The organism is Nocardia testacea NBRC 100365 (assembly GCF_000308775.1).
Taxonomy (GTDB): domain Bacteria; phylum Actinomycetota; class Actinomycetes; order Mycobacteriales; family Mycobacteriaceae; genus Nocardia; species Nocardia testacea.
The window spans coordinates 76,852-93,011 of record NZ_BAGJ01000086.1; the positions used below are offsets into that span (position 1 = coordinate 76,852).

General features: G+C 67.0%; 13 protein-coding genes and 1 pseudogene. 4 read left to right on the top strand and 10 right to left on the bottom strand.

Annotated elements, in window-relative coordinates; all coding sequences use genetic code 11:
* Window positions 1–458 precede the first annotated feature (458 nt).
* Both ON38_RS11070 and ON38_RS11075 read left to right on the top strand, forming a co-directional pair.
* Complete coding sequence (locus ON38_RS11070; RefSeq protein WP_039824547.1) at window positions 459–2,240, top strand: acyl-CoA dehydrogenase family protein; 1,782 nt, start codon at window positions 459–461, stop codon at window positions 2,238–2,240.
* A gap of 300 nt (window positions 2,241–2,540) precedes the next feature.
* A complete protein-coding gene (locus ON38_RS11075; protein WP_245564000.1) occupies window positions 2,541–3,818 on the top strand; it encodes a cytochrome P450 family protein in 1,278 nt (425 codons plus the stop codon).
* Window positions 3,819–3,985: 167 nt separating this feature from the next.
* On the opposite strand, the gene ON38_RS37455 is transcribed toward ON38_RS11075, so the two are convergent.
* Both ON38_RS37455 and ON38_RS37460 read right to left on the bottom strand, forming a co-directional pair.
* A complete protein-coding gene (locus tag ON38_RS37455; RefSeq protein WP_245564001.1) occupies window positions 3,986–4,384 on the bottom strand; it encodes a cytochrome P450 in 399 nt (132 codons plus the stop codon).
* 29 nt (window positions 4,385–4,413) lie between these two features.
* Window positions 4,414–4,743: a cytochrome P450 gene (locus tag ON38_RS37460; protein WP_245564002.1), complete on the bottom strand. Its 330-nt coding sequence runs from the start codon at window positions 4,741–4,743 to the stop codon at window positions 4,414–4,416.
* A gap of 391 nt (window positions 4,744–5,134) precedes the next feature.
* Here ON38_RS37460 and ON38_RS11090 point away from each other — a divergent pair, with 391 nt between their 5' ends.
* Together ON38_RS11090 and ON38_RS11100 are read left to right on the top strand one after the other, a co-directional pair.
* Window positions 5,135–5,491: a hypothetical protein gene (locus ON38_RS11090; protein WP_039824600.1), complete on the top strand. Its 357-nt coding sequence runs from the start codon at window positions 5,135–5,137 to the stop codon at window positions 5,489–5,491.
* Between the two features lie 1,160 nt (window positions 5,492–6,651).
* The gene (locus tag ON38_RS11100; RefSeq protein WP_039824551.1) at window positions 6,652–8,250 is read left to right on the top strand and encodes a serine hydrolase; all 1,599 of its coding nucleotides are present in this window, start codon (window positions 6,652–6,654) and stop codon (window positions 8,248–8,250) included.
* A 7-nt stretch (window positions 8,251–8,257) separates the two neighbouring features.
* Here ON38_RS11100 and ON38_RS11105 read toward each other — a convergent pair whose 3' ends face one another.
* From ON38_RS11105 to ON38_RS11140, 8 genes and pseudogenes are all read right to left on the bottom strand, one after another.
* Window positions 8,258–10,648, bottom strand: coding sequence for an ATP-binding cassette domain-containing protein (locus ON38_RS11105; RefSeq protein WP_039824552.1), 2,391 nt, complete (start codon window positions 10,646–10,648; stop codon window positions 8,258–8,260).
* Window positions 10,649–10,777: 129 nt separating this feature from the next.
* Window positions 10,778–11,188 (bottom strand): VOC family protein, encoded by a 411-nt coding sequence (locus tag ON38_RS11110; protein ID WP_039824602.1) that lies wholly within the window; start codon window positions 11,186–11,188, stop codon window positions 10,778–10,780.
* Between the two features lie 5 nt (window positions 11,189–11,193).
* The gene (locus ON38_RS11115; RefSeq protein ID WP_039824553.1) at window positions 11,194–11,643 is read right to left on the bottom strand and encodes a helix-turn-helix transcriptional regulator; all 450 of its coding nucleotides are present in this window, start codon (window positions 11,641–11,643) and stop codon (window positions 11,194–11,196) included.
* 65 nt (window positions 11,644–11,708) lie between these two features.
* Window positions 11,709–12,963 (bottom strand): annotated as a pseudogene (locus ON38_RS11120) (amidohydrolase); the annotation flags it as partial.
* A 30-nt stretch (window positions 12,964–12,993) separates the two neighbouring features.
* Window positions 12,994–13,710: a trimeric intracellular cation channel family protein gene (locus ON38_RS11125; protein ID WP_039824555.1), complete on the bottom strand. Its 717-nt coding sequence runs from the start codon at window positions 13,708–13,710 to the stop codon at window positions 12,994–12,996.
* A gap of 111 nt (window positions 13,711–13,821) precedes the next feature.
* Complete coding sequence (locus ON38_RS11130) at window positions 13,822–14,526, bottom strand: CE1759 family FMN reductase (protein WP_039824557.1); 705 nt, start codon at window positions 14,524–14,526, stop codon at window positions 13,822–13,824.
* Complete coding sequence (locus ON38_RS11135; RefSeq protein ID WP_039824558.1) at window positions 14,523–14,975, bottom strand: MarR family winged helix-turn-helix transcriptional regulator; 453 nt, start codon at window positions 14,973–14,975, stop codon at window positions 14,523–14,525. Before ON38_RS11135 ends, ON38_RS11130 begins: the two co-directional genes overlap by 4 nt.
* Entirely contained in the window at window positions 14,972–16,147 is a 1,176-nt protein-coding gene (locus tag ON38_RS11140; RefSeq protein WP_039824559.1) for an LLM class flavin-dependent oxidoreductase, read from the bottom strand. The genes ON38_RS11135 and ON38_RS11140 overlap by 4 nt, the downstream gene beginning before the upstream one ends.
* Between the last annotated feature and the right edge of the window lie 13 nt (window positions 16,148–16,160).

The window sequence follows — 16,160 nt, forward strand, 5'->3', positions numbered from 1 at the left end:
TGATTGTGATTCTTCCCCATGAGACGGAAGAATGATTGTGGCACAATACTTTCCGTGTCCCGGTCGGTCAATGGCAACTCTGCGGCAACGATGATGTCGCACACTGGCCCGACCGCAAAATCGGCCCCACGGTGCCCCCACGCTACCGTCCGGCCGCCCCGCTCGGACCACCCCTCCCACCGGCCACCCCCGGCAAGACGGGTACCGCCCGCGGAAACATCTTCGCGACCCCCGCGATGCACCGGACCACACGACACTCGTCGACCGGACCGCGGTGAGAAGCCCCACATGAAGGTGGTGCATCGAGCTCTCGACAGGTGATCGCCCGACTCCGGCACTCCCGGCCCGCGCAACAGCGCGGCAAGGCCGGCACCCGCGCCGGTATTCGGCAGCGATGACCCAGCATGCCCAGCGGTGAACGAGAGACCGCTGGGATCGGAAATCAGTAGGAGGCGGTTATGGCTACCGACGCGTACGTGGAACAGACTTCGCTCGCCGAAATCATTCGGCACGGCAGTCCGGAGTTCCATCAGCAGTTGCAGAAGATCCTGAGCAACCCGGACTACGCGGTCACGGAGCAGCAGAGCCAGGAACAGCGGCGTCTCAACGCCTACGACCAGTTGGGCGACCTCGTCAGGCAGATCGGCACCCGCGCCGTCGCCACCGACCTCCCCAAACTGTTCGCCGTCTTCGACCAGTGCGCAGTGCTGGCCACCGACCTCATCCCACTCATCTCCGGCCACTACAACCTGGCCTCCGGCAGCCTCGCCACCCTCACCGACTCCGACTCCGCCGCGCCCTACCTGCTCGACCTCGACGACGCGACCAGCGTCGGTGTCATGCTGCTCACCGAATACGAATGCGGCTCCAACATCCAGTTCATGCGGACCACCGCCACCTGGGACGGCGACGGATTCGTGCTCAACACCCCCGACCCCAGAGCACGCAAATTCATGCCCAGCGTCGGCATCGAAGTAGCCCGGGTCTGCGTCATCGGCGCACGGTTCATCGACGCGGCCGGCGTCGACCAGGGCGTCCACCTCTTCACCGCGCGCCTGCGCGGCGCCGACGGCGCCCCCGCCCCCGGCGTGACCATCACCCAACTCGACCACCAGCCACTGGTGATCATGGACAACTCCGTCATCAGCTTCGACAACCTCCGGGTCGAACGCGCCGCCTGGCTGAGCAACGACCTCGCCACCATCGACGACAACGGCGTACTCACCTGGCGCGACGAAGCAAGCCGCAAGCGCGCCTTCGCCTCGGCGATCAGCCAGCTCACCGTCGGACGCCTGGCACTGTCCTCATGCCTGAACGCCGAAGCCCGCGCCTCGCTCTACATCGCCCTGAACTACGCGAGCAGGCGCATCGTGCCCATGACCCCGACCGACAAGCCCCACATGCTCGACGTCCCCCACGTCCGTGACACACTGCTCACCGACCTGGCCGGCACCGTCGCCCGCACCCTCTACGGCAACGCGGTGAAAACCCTGCTCGCCGACAGCAACCTCACCGCCCGCGACACCGTCGTATCGGTCATGCTGGCCAAGGACTTCATCCAACGGCACGCACTGCAGACAGTCACCGACTGCCGCGTGAAAATGGCCGCCCAGGGCATGTTCAGCGCCAACCGAGTCGCCAGCTACCTCGGTGTCTGTCATGCCGCGATGACCGGCGAAGGCGACGTCTCCGTCATGGGATCGGTCGCCGGTCGGGTACTGGCCAAACAATTCGCCGGCACACAACCGCCCGCACCCGTCCTCCACGACCCCGCCGACCCGGCAGACCGCGCCCGCCTGTTCAGCGCCCGGACCCTGACCATCGCCCAGGAAACACAACCGCACCTGAGCAACCCGGCACTGGAAGCCCGCCTCCAGGTCATCCCGGACGCCCTCGAACTCGCGGAAGCATACTGCGTCGAACAGGCACTCCGGGCACTCGACGAACACGCCGACCACCCGGAGATCGCGGCCGTCCGCGACGTCTTCGCCCTCGACCAGATCGACAAACACGCCTCCTGGTACCTCACCCACGGGCTACTCGACGTCGCCGCCGTGAAAGCTGTCAAACAGCAACTCCGCGGCGGCCTGCTCTACGAGGCCATCGACAACCTCGCCGCCAACCTCCCCACCCTGCTGGCCGCCTTCGAATTCGACGACGACGTCCTCGGCGCCCCGGTGCTCGCCGACGACCTCGCCGCCGCCTGGGACGCCCGCTGTCACGATCGGCCCCGTCGCTGATCATCCGGACACGCACCGCGGGCAGGCCACCCCACATGGGGGTGGCCTGCCCGCGGTGTTCGTCACACCCCGCACGACTCCACCGAAGTGGTGAATGCGACGGTGTCCGAAGCGCGGTCGACACGAATCCCGGTCGAAATCGGGCGATTTCGACCCTTACACCGACCCGCGAAATATGTTCGGATTGCCCGTAAGAAAGCCACAAATCCGTTGGCGGAGAACAGCATAGCCACCTGGCAGCCGTCGCCCGGCCCTCGCCTCGGTTAGTATTCCTCCGCAAACCGATAACAAGGAGATTACGTGTATCCGCAGTACACCCGCCAGGGTGCTGTCACCGGCTCACCGATCGCGGACGGTACTCGAACCCCGATCTACAGCATCGAGAACGGCCCCCGGGTCCCGATCTACAGCGAAGAGTTCGCCGCCGATCCCCATCGGGCCTACCGTCAGATGCGCGAAGCCTACGGCGCGCTGGTACCCGTCGAGATGTGGCCCGGAGTGCCCGCCACGCTGGTTATCAACTACGACACCGCCAAAGGCATACTCAGCGACAGCGACCGCTTTCCCGCCGACCCGAGTATCTGGCAGCGAGACATTCCCGACAACTGTCCGATCAAACCGATGGTCGAATACCGGCCCAACGCAATTCGCACCAGCGGCGAGCAGCACCGGCGACTCCGCAAAAACGTGGTCGAGGCACTCGAACAGGGAATCGACCTGAATACGGTACGCCCCATGGTGGAACGATCCGCCTTCCCGCTCATCAACACATTCTGCGAAACCGGCCGCGCCGACATACTGAACCAATACGCCCTTCCACTGGTCTTCTCGGTGCTGTGCCAGGTACTCGGCTGCCCCGAGGACATCGGTCAGCGCGTCGCCGCCGCCAGCGCCCAGATGTTCGACAGCGTCGACACCGCGCAGGTCAACATGGCCTTCGGTCAGGCTCTGCTCGAACTCACACTCCTCAAGCGAGCAAACCCGGGCGACGACGTCACCACCAAGATGATCCAGGACCCGGCCGGCCTCACCGACGAAGAAGTAGTGAACCAACTGGTTCTCCTGTTCGCCGCCGGAGTCGAGCCGCCCGTCAACCTGATCGCCAACACCCTGGTGCTGATGCTCACCGACGAGCGATACACCAGCTACGGCGGCGACGGTCACCTGACGACGAAAACCGCACTGGAGGAGCGGCTGGCCACCGACCCGCCGATGGCCAACTACTGCATCACCTACCCCCGCCAGCCCATCTACGTCGAAGGCCAATTCCTGCCGGCCAACCAACCGGTGATCATCAGCATGGCCGCCTGCAACACCGACCCCCAGAAGAACACCGGCGAATTCATCGACAACGGCTGGAACCTGGCATGGAGCACCGGTCCACACGCCTGCCCCGCGCACGCCCGGCCGTTCTCACTGCTCCTCGCGCAGGAGATCATCGACCAGCTACTGGACGCACTCCCCGAACTGCAGCTGGAAGTACCCCAGGAACGACTCGTCTGGCGCCCTGGTCCGTTCCACCGCGCATTGACATCCCTGCCCGTCGTATTCCCCCCTTCTCCACCGCTCAGCGCCTGACCTCGCCGTTCCCGTCGAACACAACGCCGATGAGCAACCCGCAGCGTGGTGAACCGCGCTGAGAGCCGAACGCTGAGGCGCGGGCGGTGCTGCGACCGGAGACCTCGGGAGTCACCCGGAACCACTGCGCCCGCCCGACGCCACAGCCGGTCGATCCCGCGCGCCGCCTACGTCAGCAACACCGGCAGGCGAGCGTGCCCGTTCGCGATGAAACCCGGCACCGAACCGAGTTCAGCGGGGGAGACGGCGAACTTCATTCGCGGCAACCGCTCGAAAAGCGCCGGTAGCGCCACCCCGGCCTCCAGCCGGGCCAAGTGCGCGCCCGGACAGCGGTGCGGACCATACCCGAACGCCAAATGCTCTTTATTCTTCCGGCCCGGGTCGAACTCGTCCGCGCTGTCGCCGTAGACCGCGGGATCTCGGTTGGCGCCTGCGGGCAGGAGAGTATGGGGTCGCCCTCGGCGATCGCCACGCCGCCGAGAACGAGATCCTTCACCGCATAGCGCAGCGGGGCGTGCGCGACGGACGGTTCGAACCGCAGCACCTCCTCGATCACATCCGTCCATCCCAGGCTCCCGTCGAGCGCGGCGGCCAACTAATCCGGGTTGGTGAGCAGCAGATATATCGCCTGGTCGATGAGATCGACCGTTGTCTCGTGACCGGCATTGATCGTCAGATGCCCGGGCTCATACAGGAGCTGGTCGGATATCGTCGTGCGAACCCCGCCGAGGATATGACCAGCACGCTTATCTCCCACGCCGACGATCCTGGGAGGGATTTCGGTATGGAGGAACGCGTCGGGACGCTCGAGGAGCGGAAAGTCGCTGCCGATCTCCCCGTTCCGGAAAGCCGGCCAGTGCCGCCGCGGATCTTTGGAAACCTCGGAGCCGGAGAGGACTTCCATGAGCACGGCCGCGTCGGTCACCGACCGCGCCGGCACCCCGCCCGGGAGCACAACCGGTGACCGGGCCGTGTGCCCGGATCCGGGCGATCTCACCCTGGATGTCGGAACCCTCGGGATCTATGACGATGGGGTCGGTGTGATTGCTCATGCGAACTCCGATCTGACCGCGAATCGCGGGCGGAGGCATGCGTTCTACCCCCTCTGCCCCTGAGGCCCACACCACGGTAACCGCCGAAAACGATTGGTCGGTCTCTACCATTTTTCGGCCAATAACCGATGTTCTCTCGACACCCGTGCAGCCGGGGAGGGGACAAGTGCCGGAGAATCGATGATGTCGTCCTCTTCCTGCATATTCGGCCGGACCAGAGCTGGCAGGCGTAGAGTTGGCAACTCGATGCGGCAGGAGTTGACGATGTCCAAACGCGCCAGACCAGCGATAGCCCGGATAGCTGCGATCACTGCGGCCGTGGGTGCCGCCACTGTTTTCGGCACGGCCGGTCGAGCAGTCGCCGACGTCGAGCCCGGCGTCTATACGTCCACGACGTGGTCGTCCGGCATCGTGCTCCTGCAACGCGACGGGCGCGTCGAGGGCGGGGACCTGGTCTTGATAGGCCGTTACCCAATTCATTCGACGCCCGACGGCGGTTACGTGGACCTATTTCCCGGTCACCGAGTCGTACTGACCAGCGACGGACATGGCGGGTACAGGGGCCCGGCGTATTTGGGTGGGGTGCTGATCGGCGCCATCACGCTGACGCCCCAACGCTGACCGCCAACTCCCGACGGTGGCGGCGTACATACGACGGATTCAGATCGTTGGCGCGTTCGCCCTGGGACAAACAGGCGCAGGGCCGGCGCCGAGGTGCTCGGGGGAGGTAGGCCTGACTCAACTGATGCACTACGCAGGCGATTACTTGACATAATGTAGATTATCGGCGTTCTTGAGCGGGCGGGTCCCAGCTGGTGCGCCATCGTCGTCGCGTACCGTGACGACCACACATCCAGTACCAACCTTCTCGACAAGCAGTCCGGAGCGACCCCGTCGGGGTGCGAACAGTGGCACACTTCCGATGTCCGGCTTACTGATTCATCTCGCGACAAAAGGGCTCCCCATCCATTATTTCGTCACATGACGTATTGAGACGAAGGAAAGGAGGCCTACCCGCGGAGGCCGGAGGGTGCCCGAGCCGTCGACCACCGAATACAAGCGCGCCGTTCGGCCGCCGACGTCGCCTCTGCTTCGACGCCATCCCATGACCCAGCGCCACGCATGTCCTCGCGCTCATACCTGGGCCAGGCGACTGGCTTCGGCAGACCAGGCCTGGGCCGCGGGGGCCACCTGCAGCGAACCATCTCGGCGGTGTCGGACCCGATCGCGGGCAGCGAATCGAGCGTCGAAATCGTTGTCGTCCCGGCCGGCTCGTCGATGTCCCGCCAATGGCGCCTACGCGGCTTTCCGCAATCTGACGGATCCATCGAGGCACCCCGCCGCAGCCCGCCTCTCCCCCGCTCACATCGGTCCGCAGACTGTACCCGCCCCTGTAAATAGCCTCTTCCTTTGTTTTTTCGGATTCGAGATCTAGCGCGAGGTCGCCGGGTCAATAATAGATCGTTAGATGCGCATATCGCCGTACGGCGATTATTAAATTCTGTCGCCGCCTGCACAGGCACAGCTTGTCCGAGGTTCGTCACGGTAACCGGCGCTCCGCCCAAGTGCGGAGGCGCCGCGAATATTCCCCTTCCCACTCCCCGGCCCCGTCGGCTCGGGTATGAGTGCGCGGGGTGCGTGCCTCCGGGCGCGGTGCCCCTCCCCTGTGCTCCCCCGGGCCGGAAACACCGCCTGCCGCGTACCGGGTGCGGAGGTGAGCGGGAGTTAGGCTCGGAGCGGACTGGGCTCGTGTCAGCGACGACCTCCCGGAGGCGAGAGCTATGCGCAGACGTCGGCTGGTAGTTCTCTGTGTCTCCGTGGTGGCCGCCGCGGGGCTGGTATCGGGCTGCGGGGACCGGGAGCCGACACCGGTGCCGGGGGCGGCCGCACCCTCGACCTCACCGTCGGATCTGGGACCCGAGCAGGCGGCCGGAGTCGCCATACCGCGCGGACGGGTGGAACATATCCTGGGCACGCTCGAATATCGCGCCGAGGAACTGATGCGCGACACCGGCATTCCGGGGATGGCGGTCGCCGTCGTCTACGACGGCGAGGTGGTGTTCCAGAAGGGGTTCGGAGTGCGTGATGTCGACGGGCAGCAGCCGGTGAAACCGGAGACGGTGTTCCAGTTGGCGTCGCTGTCGAAACCGGTGGGTGCCACGGTGGTCGCTCGTCAGGTGCAGCAGGGCGCGGTGCAGTGGGATACACCGGTACACGACCCGGCGCCGTGGTTCGCGTTGAACGACCCTTATGTCAGCGACCATGTGACCATCGGCGATCTGTACGCACACCGGTCGGGTCTGCCCGAACACGCCGGGGACAAGCTGGAGGATCTGGGATTCGACCGGACCACGATTCTCCAACGGTTGCGGATGCTGCCGTTGGCACCGTTCCGCGATTCCTATGCCTATACGAATTTCGGGCTCACCGCGGCGGCGATCGCGGTCGCCGCCGCGGCGAGGCAGCGCTGGTCGGCGCTGTCGGAGCAGAGCATCTATCGTCCGCTGGGTATGTCGTCGACCAGTTCCCGGTACGCCGATTTCGTCGGGGCGCCCGACCGCGCGTCCGGTCATGTATTAGTGGACGGTGAGTACCGGCCGGCGCAGCCGGGACGGCAGCCGGATGCCCAGTCCCCCGCCGGAGGCGTCAGTTCATCGGTGACGGATATGGCGCAGTGGATGATGATGGTGCTGGCGAACGGGAAGCACGGCGGTGAGCAGGTTGTGGCGCCCGAGGCGCTGCTACCGGCGCTGACACCGCAGTCGGTGTCGTCGCCGCCGGCCGCGCCGGATGCGCGGGCGGGTCAGTACGGGTTCGGTTTCAATGTCGGTGATTCGGCGGCGGGCCGGGTGGTGTTGAGTCATTCGGGGGCGTTCGATCAGGGGGCGGCGACCGCGATGACGATGATTCCGTCGGCGAACGTGGGCATCGTGACGCTGACCAATGCCGCGCCGATCGGGGTGCCGGAGACATTGAACGCGGAGTTCGCCGATCTGGTGCAGTTCGGTGAGGTGCGCCAGAACTGGTGGGAGCTGTATTCGAAGGCGTTCGAGCAGTTGAACGCGCCGGTCGGTGAGCTGGTGGGGGTTCCGCCGCCGCCGGCTGCGGCGCCGGCTCGGCCGCTGGAGGACTACGCGGGTGAGTACGGGAACGACTATTTCGGTCCGGCGGCGGTGGCGGTGGACGGTGACGGGCTGCTGTTGACGATGGGGCCGCGCCACGTCGCGATGCCGTTGCGGCATCGCGACGGAGACACGTTCGTCTTCACCCCGGTGGGTGAGAGCGCGAATCCGGGCAGCATTTCGCAGGCCCGGTTCGACGGGGACCGGTTGTGGCTGGAGTTCTACGACTCCGACGGCTGCGGTACGTTCGTGCGCTGATTCCGGGTCAGGCGCCGACGTAGGCGGCGAGGTGTTCACCGGTGAGGGTGGAGCGGGCGGCGACCAGTTCGGCGGGGGTGCCTTCGAAGACGATGCGGCCGCCGTCGTGTCCGGCGCCGGGGCCGAGGTCGATGATCCAGTCGGCGTGGGCCATCACTGCCTGGTGGTGTTCGATGACGATGACCGATTTTCCGGAGTCGACGAGCCGGTCGAGAAGTCCGAGCAGTTGTTCGACATCGGCGAGGTGCAGGCCCGTGGTGGGTTCGTCGAGGATGTAGATTCCGCCTTTTTCGGCCATCTGGGTGGCGAGTTTGATGCGCTGCCGTTCACCGCCGGAGAGGGTGGTGAGTTGCTGGCCGAGGCGCAGGTAGCCGAGGCCGACGTCGGCGAGCCGGTCGAGGATCTTGTGGGCGGCGGGGATGCGGGCGTCGCCGGAGCCGAAGAACTGTTCGGCTTCGGCCACCGACATATCGAGCACTTCGGCGATATTGCGGCCGCCGAGGGTGTATTCGAGCACCGCGGCCTGGAAGCGTTTGCCTTCGCATTCCTCGCAGGTGGATTCGACGGTGGCCATGACGCCGAGGTCGGTGTAGATTACGCCGGCGCCGTTGCAGGTGGGGCAGGCGCCTTCGGAGTTGGAGCTGAAGAGGGCGGGTTTGACGCTGTTGGCTTTGGCGAACGCTTTGCGGATGGGGTCGAGGAGGCCGGTGTAGGTGGCGGGGTTGCTGCGGCGGGAGCCGCGGATGGCGCCCTGGTCGATGGTGACGACGCCGTCGCGTCCGGAGACCGAGCCGGTGATGAGTGAGCTCTTGCCGGAGCCGGCGACGCCGGTGACGACGACGAGGGCGCCGAGCGGGATGTCGACGTCGACATTGCGCAGGTTGTGGGAGTCGGCGCCGCGGATTTCGAGGGCGCCCGACGGTGTGCGCACGGATTTCTTGAGGGCGGCGCGGTCGTCGAGGTGGCGGCCGGTGAGGGTACCGCTGGCGCGGAGGCCGTCGACGGTGCCTTCGAAGACGATCTCGCCGCCGTCGCTGCCGGCGCGGGGGCCGATATCAACGATGTGGTCGGCGATTTCGATGGCTTCGGGTTTGTGCTCGACGACCAGGACGGTGTTGCCTTTGTCGCGGAGTTGGCGCAGCAGGTCGTTCATCCGCTGGATGTCGTGCGGGTGCAGGCCGATGGTGGGTTCGTCGAAGACGTAGGTGACGTCGGTGAGTGAGGAGCCGAGGTGGCGGATCATCTTGGTGCGTTGGGCCTCTCCCCCGGACAGGGTGCCGGAGGGGCGTTCCAGGGAGAGGTAGCCGAGCCCGATATCGGTGAACGAGTCGAGCAGGTGCTGCAGGCCTTTGAGGAGTGGAGCGACCGAGGGTTCGTCGAGTTCGCGTACCCATTCGGCGAGGTCGCTGATCTGCATGGCGCACAGGTCGGCGATGTTCTTGCCGTTGATCTTGGAGGCGAGTGCTTCCTTGGTGAGCCGGGTGCCGCCGCATTCGGGGCAGGTGGTGAAGGTGACGGCGCGTTCGACGAAGGCCCGGATATGGGGTTGCATGGCGTCGACGTCTTTGGACAGGAAGGATTTCTGGATGCGCGGGATGAGGCCTTCGTAGGTGACGTTGATGCCTTCGACCTTGATCCTGGTGGGCTCTTTGTAGAGCAGGTCGTGCAGTTGTTTCTTGGTGAACTTCTTGATGGGCTTGTCGGGGTCGAAGTAGCCGCAGCCGCGGAAGATGCGGCCGTACCAGCCGTCCATGCTGTAGCCGGGGATGGTGAGGGCGCCTTCGTTGAGGGAGAGGCTGTCGTCGTAGAGGGCGGTGAGGTCGAAGTCGGTGACCGAGCCCATTCCTTCGCAGCGGGGACACATGCCGCCGAGGCGGCTGAAGGTGGCTTTTTCGGCGACGGTTTTGGCGCCGCGCTGGACGGTGATGGCGCCGCTGGCGGTCACCGAGGGCATATTGAAGGAGTAGGCGTTGGGTGAGCCGATATGCGGGTCGCCGAGCCGGCTGAACAGGATGCGCAGCATGGCGTTGGCGTCGGTGGCTGTGCCGACGGTGGAGCGGGGGTTGGAGCCCATGCGTTCCTGGTCGACGATGATGGCGGTGGTGAGGCCTTCGAGGAGGTCTACGTCGGGCCGGGACAGGGTGGGCATGAAACCTTGGACGAAGGCGCTGTAGGTTTCGTTGATCATCCGCTGGGATTCGGCGGCGATGGTGGCGAAGACCAGGGAGCTCTTGCCGGAGCCGGAGACGCCGGTGAACACGGTGAGCCGGCGTTTGGGGATTTCCACGCTGACGTCTTTGAGGTTGTTGACGCGCGCGCCCTGTACCCGGATGAGGTCGTGGCTGTCGGCGGCGTGTGGCGCGGACGTCCGCGTTCCGGTCTTCGTGGCGGTGCTCATCTGTCTCCCTCTGAGGTGGTCGCGGTCCTCGACATCGGCCTGTTCGGTTCCCGGCGGTCGAGCGTTACCGGCCGGCCCGTCCGATGGGGCGGGCCGGTGTGCGGGCCGGATCGGTGGGTGGGCCGCTGGTCAGCGCAGTTGCTGGATGCGGATCATATTGCCCGCGGGGTCGCGGACGGCGCAGTCGCGGATGCCGTAGGGCTGTTCGGTCGGTTCCTGGACCACTTCGACGTCACCGGCCTGGAGGCGTTCGAAGGTGCCGTCGAGGTCTTCGGTGGCGAGGTTGATGCCGGCGTAGGTGCCCTTGGCCATCATTTCGGTGATGGTTTTGCGTTCCTCGTCGGTGATGCCGGGGTCGGCGGCCGGTGGGTGCAGGACGATGGAGGTTCCGGGTTGGCCGACGGGGCCGACGGTGATCCAGCGCAGGCCGTTGTAGCCGACATCGTTGCGGATTTCGAAGCCGAGGGTGTCGCGGTAGAACCCGATGGCGGCTTCGGGATCGTCCTGGGGCAGGTAGCTGGCGTGAATGGTGATGTCCATGCCGATCACGCTAACTGCGGGGTGGTTACCGGGGCTTCTCGATTCCTGATCGGTCTGGTCACCTGTTTGGCGGTGCAGGACGGGATGCCGGCGGTGGCGTCGGCTTGTTGCCGCCGGTAGGCGCTGGGCGGCATGCCGACGAGTTCGGTGAAGCGGGTGCTGAAGGTGCCCAGTGAGGAGCAGCCGACGGCGAAGCAGACTTCGGTGACGGTGAGGTCGCCGCGGCGCAGCAGGGCCATCGCGCGTTCGATGCGGCGGGTCATCAGGTATCCGTACGGCGATTCGCCGTAGGCGAGCCGGAACTGGCGGCTGAGGTGTCCGGCGGACATGTTGACGCCACGGGCGAGCGCTTCGACGTCGAGTGGTTGTGCGTATTCGCGGTCCATCCGGTCGCGGACGCGGCGTAACAGCGCGAGGTCGCGGAGGTGTTGGTCCGCGGTGGGTCTGCTGGTCACGTGGCCGATCGTCCCATATCGTGCCGGAGTTGCCCAGTTCCCGGGGGTGGGTTGCCGGCATCGTCGGCGGTGCCGAGCCAGGCGAGCGCGGCGACGACGAGGGCGGTGATGCCGGTGTCGAGGGTGGGTTGCAGGACGGGGGCGAAGCGGGAGCTGTGGTTGACCGGGATGTCTTTGAAGAGGGTGCCTTTTTCGGCGGCCGCGGCGAAGACGTCCGGGTCGGTGCCGCCGAGCCCCCAGTAGGTGAACGGGACGCCGAAGGCGGCGGGTATCTCGCTGATGTCCTCGCTGGCGGTCTGCGGTTCGAGGGTGTGGGCGTCGGATCCGAAGGCGGTGGCGAATGCCGCGGCGACCCGGCGGGTGGTTTCGGGGTCGTTGACGGTCGGCGGGAAGGCGGTGATCTGCTCGAATTCGGGTTCGCGGGGGGGCGCCTGCAGCGGCGGTCTCGGCGCGCACGATCCGTTCGATGGCGTGCAGGACGTGCTCGCGGACCTGCGGTTCGTAGGTGCGGACATTGATTTCGAGTACGGCGTCGTCGGGGATGAGGTTGGGTCCGGTGCCGGCGTGGATGCTGCCGACGGTCACGACCGCCGGGGTGGTGGGCGCGATCTCCCGGGAGACCACTGTCTGAAGTCGCAGCACGCACATGGCCGCCATGACGACGGGGTCGACGGAGGCCTGGGGTTGGGAGCCGTGGGCGCCGCGACCGTGCAGCGTGACGCGCAGGCTGTCGGCGGCGGACAGGAACGGGCCGGGGCAGGTACCGACGGTGCCCGCGGGATAGGGCAGGACATGTTGGCCGAGGACGACGTCGGGGGCGGGGATGGTGTGGGTGAGTCCGTCGGCGACCATGGCGCGGGCGCCGTCGCCGTTCTCTTCGGAGGGCTGGAACAGCGCGATGATCGTGCCGTGCCAGGCGTGCCGGGCGGCGGCCATCAGGCGGGCGGAGCCGAGGAGGCAGGCGACGTGGACGTCGTGCCCGCACGCGTGCATGACCGGTTGGGCGACGCCGTCGCGGTCGACGGTGGCGGTGGAGGCGTAGGGCAGGCCGGTGGCTTCGCGTACCGGAAGGGCGTCCATATCGGCGCGCAGCAGCACGGTGGGTCCGGGGCCGTTGCGGAGGACGCCGGTGACTCCGGTTCCGGCGATGCCGGTGGTGACCTGGTACCCGTAGTCGCGCAGCGCGGTGGCGGCGAGTGCGGCGGTGCGGTGTTCGCTCATGCCGAGTTCGGGGTGGGCGTGCAGGTCGCGGTAGTGGTTCTCGATCTCCTCGCGGGCGGCGTCGAGTCCGGTCAGAACAGTGGCGGCGTCACGATTCATCGGTAGTGCCTCTCTGCTCGGGGTCGGGTGTCAGCTGCTGTCTTCGGTGCCGCGGGTGCGGCCGCGGCGGGTGGTGCGGACGCCGCGGACGGCGGCGGCCAGGCGGGTGTGCGGCTGCCAGTCGAGGCCGTTGGGCAGGCCCCAGCCGTACCGGACGGCGGCGAGGCGGAGTGCGAGGGAGAAGACGATGCCGGCGACGATGCCGATCGCGGGTGCGCCGAGGTAGGTGCAGACGACCATGGTGCCGGCGACCACGGCGGCGACGGTGGCGTAGAGGCCGTTGCCGCCGAAGACGGTTGGGACTCGTCGCAGGAGGACGTCGCGGGTGGCGCCGCCGCCGACGGCGGTGGTGATGCCGAGCAGTACGGCGGGGAGCCAGCCGAGGCCGGCGGCGAGGGTTTTCTGGGCGCCGGTGACGGCCCAGAATCCGATGACCGCGGCGTCGAGAGCGGTGAAGAGGCGGTCCCAGGCGTGTTCGCTGAGGTGGATGAGGAAGGAGATGAGGGTGCCGGCCACGGCGGTGGGCAGGTAGGCGTAGTCGGTGAGCGCTACCGGGGGGCCTTGCTGGAGGAGGGTGTCGCGGATGATGCCGCCGCCGAGCCCGGATACGATTCCGACGACGAGGAACCCGAAGAGGTCGAGTTTTTCGGTGCGGGAGACGGCGCCGCCGAGCATCGCGCAGGCGAAGACGCCGGCGAGGTCGAGATAGCGTGTGACCTGGTCGATGGTTTCGGCGGGTGCGGTCACCGCAGCAAACTAACACGCGAATGCGCGGGTTCTCGGCGGTGACGTGGGCCGGTGGGCCTGCCGCTCCCGGTGCCGCGGACTGGGCGGCGTCCGCGGCGCGGGGAGCTGTGGTCAGACCCGTGGTTTCACCGGCGCTCCCCCACCGGCCGCCAGCCGCATGAGGTCGGTGTCGAGGTCGACGGTGGTTTCGCTACCGCCGGCGCTGCCGAAGCTGTGCTGGTAGCTGGTCCACGATTCCTCTTTGACCTTGTGCGCGAAACCGCTCTCCATCAGCAGCACCAGTTCGAGGGCGGCGCGGTCGATGCGTTTGTCGAGGTCGGTGTCGCTCCAGTCCTCGGAGGCGGCGAACAGGGAGGTGGGCACGGTCATGGTGCGCAGGAACGCGAACAGGGCCCGCATCTGTTCGTCGACGACCAGGGCGTGCCGGGAGGTACCGGCGGTGGCGGCCAGGATCACCGGTTTGGCGATGAGCAGGTCGTTGTCGAGGACGTGGAAGAAGGAGGTGAGCAGGCCGCTGGGGGCGGCCTTGTAGACGGGGGCGGCGACGATCAGGCCGTCGGCGGCGGCGAGGGCTTCGACGGCGGCGGTCATCTTGGGGCCCATGAGCTGGGAGACCAGCGCGGTGGTGATCTCGGTGGCGAGTTCGCGCAGGTCGATGATGTGCACGGTGGCGGTGGCGCCGCGGTGGCGGGCGAGGGTGCCGACGCGGGCGGCGACCCGGTCGGCGAGCATGCGGGTCGAGGACGGGTTGCTGGTGCCACCGCTGACCACGACCAGCCGGTAGGGGGTCGTGCCCTGGCCGTTGGTGGTGTTCATATCTCGTTCCTTTGTGTGGTGTCGGCGAGTTTGCCGCAGAGCTGTTCGAGGGTGCGTAGTTCGTCGTCGGTGAGGGCGCCGGTGAGGGCGCGGGCGACGCCGACGGCGTGGCGGCCGCCGATGCTGCGTTGCCGGGCCCGGCCCTCGTCGGTGAGCGAGAGCCGGACCCCGCGGCCGTCGTGCGGGTCGGGGGTGCGTTGCACGAGACCGCGGTCGACGAGCCGGTCCACCATCCGCGACAGCGCCGGTTGGGTGAGCAGGACGTGCCGGTTGAGTTCGGCGGGGCGGATGGGTTCGGGGCATTTGGACAGCGTGTAGAGGACGTCGTACTCGCGCATGGTGAGTCCCTGCCATACGTCCTGGGCCGCGAACTGTTTCATCAGCACCGCGTGGGCGGTGAGTACCGCTTCCCAGGCGTCGTTGGCGAGCCGTCCGCTGGTTCTGGTCACTTGTCGGCCAGGGTTTTCGCGGTGTCCTGGTAGGGGCTGGCACCGGCCAGGTTGTCGCCCTGGTTGGCGTTGGGGCGGGCCTGCCGGGCGGGCCGGTCGCCGTATTCGGCGGCGACGCGGGCCCGATGGGTGGGCGCCGGGGCCGATTCGGGGTCGCGGCGGGCGTCCAGTTCCTTGCGCAGGACCGGCACGACTTCCTCGCCGAGCAGGTCGAGCTGGTTCAGTACGGTTTTCAGTGGCAGTCCGGCGTGGTCCATCAGCCACAGCTGGCGCTGGTAGTCGCCGAAGGTGTCGTGGAAGGTGAGGGTTTTGTCGATGATCTCCTGCGGGCTGCCGACCGACAGCGGGGTCATTTCGGCGAAGTCCTCCAGGGAGGGGCCGTGACCGTAGACGGGCGCCTCGTTGAAGTAGGGCCGGAACTCGTTCCAGGCGTCCTGGGATTTCTTGGCGATATAAGCCTGTCCGCCGAGTCCGACGATGGCCTGCTTCTTGGTGCCGTGACCGTAGTGTTCGAAACGCTGCCGGTAGAACTCGATGAGCTGCAGCGAGTGCGCGGTGGGCCAGAAGATGTGGTTGGCGAAGAAACCGTTGCCGTAGTAGGCGGCCTGTTCGGCGATCTCCGGGGTGCGGATGGAGCCGTGCCAGACGAACGGCGGCACACCGTCGAGCGGCCGCGGGGTGGCGGTGAAGCCCTGCAGCGGGGTGCGGTAGCTGCCTTCCCAGTCGACGACGTCCTCGCGCCACAGCCGGTGCAGGAGGTTGTAGTTCTCCAAGGCCAGCGGCAGGCCCGCGCGGATGTCCTTACCGAACCACGGATAGACGGGGCCGGTGTTGCCGCGGCCGAGCATCAGGTCCATGCGGCCCTTGGACAGGTGTTGCAGCATGGCGTAGTCCTCGGCGATCTTCACCGGGTCGTTGGTGGTGATCAGGGTGGTCGCCGTGGTGAGGATGATCCGCTCGGTGATGGCGGCGATATGGCCGAGCAGGGTGGTGGGTGAGGAGGAGAAAAACGGCGGGTTGTGGTGCTCGCCGATGGCGAAGACGTCGAGGCCGACTTCTTCGGTTTTGCGGGCGATCTGCACGATCGCGTCGATCCGTTCGGCCTCGCTGGGCGTCACGCCGGTCACCGGGTCGCGGGTGATATCGCTGACCGAGAAGATTCCGAACTGCATCGTGTGTCACTCC

Bases quoted from the DNA above. Each gene is read 5' to 3' on its own strand.
- ON38_RS11130 (WP_039824557.1), bottom strand. From the start codon at position 14,526: ATGAACACCACCAACGGCCAGGGCACGACCCCCTACCGGCTGGTCGTG.
- ON38_RS11090 (WP_039824600.1), top strand. From the start codon at position 5,135: ATGTCCAAACGCGCCAGACCAGCGATAGCCCGGATAGCTGCGATCACT.
- ON38_RS11105 (WP_039824552.1), bottom strand. From the start codon at position 10,648: ATGAGCACCGCCACGAAGACCGGAACGCGGACGTCCGCGCCACACGCC.
- ON38_RS11110 (WP_039824602.1), bottom strand. From the start codon at position 11,188: ATGGACATCACCATTCACGCCAGCTACCTGCCCCAGGACGATCCCGAA.
- ON38_RS11140 (WP_039824559.1), bottom strand. From the start codon at position 16,147: ATGCAGTTCGGAATCTTCTCGGTCAGCGATATCACCCGCGACCCGGTG.
- ON38_RS37455 (WP_245564001.1), bottom strand. From the start codon at position 4,384: ATGGACGGATGTGATCGAGGAGGTGCTGCGGTTCGAACCGTCCGTCGC.
- ON38_RS11100 (WP_039824551.1), top strand. From the start codon at position 6,652: ATGCGCAGACGTCGGCTGGTAGTTCTCTGTGTCTCCGTGGTGGCCGCC.
- ON38_RS11070 (WP_039824547.1), top strand. From the start codon at position 459: ATGGCTACCGACGCGTACGTGGAACAGACTTCGCTCGCCGAAATCATT.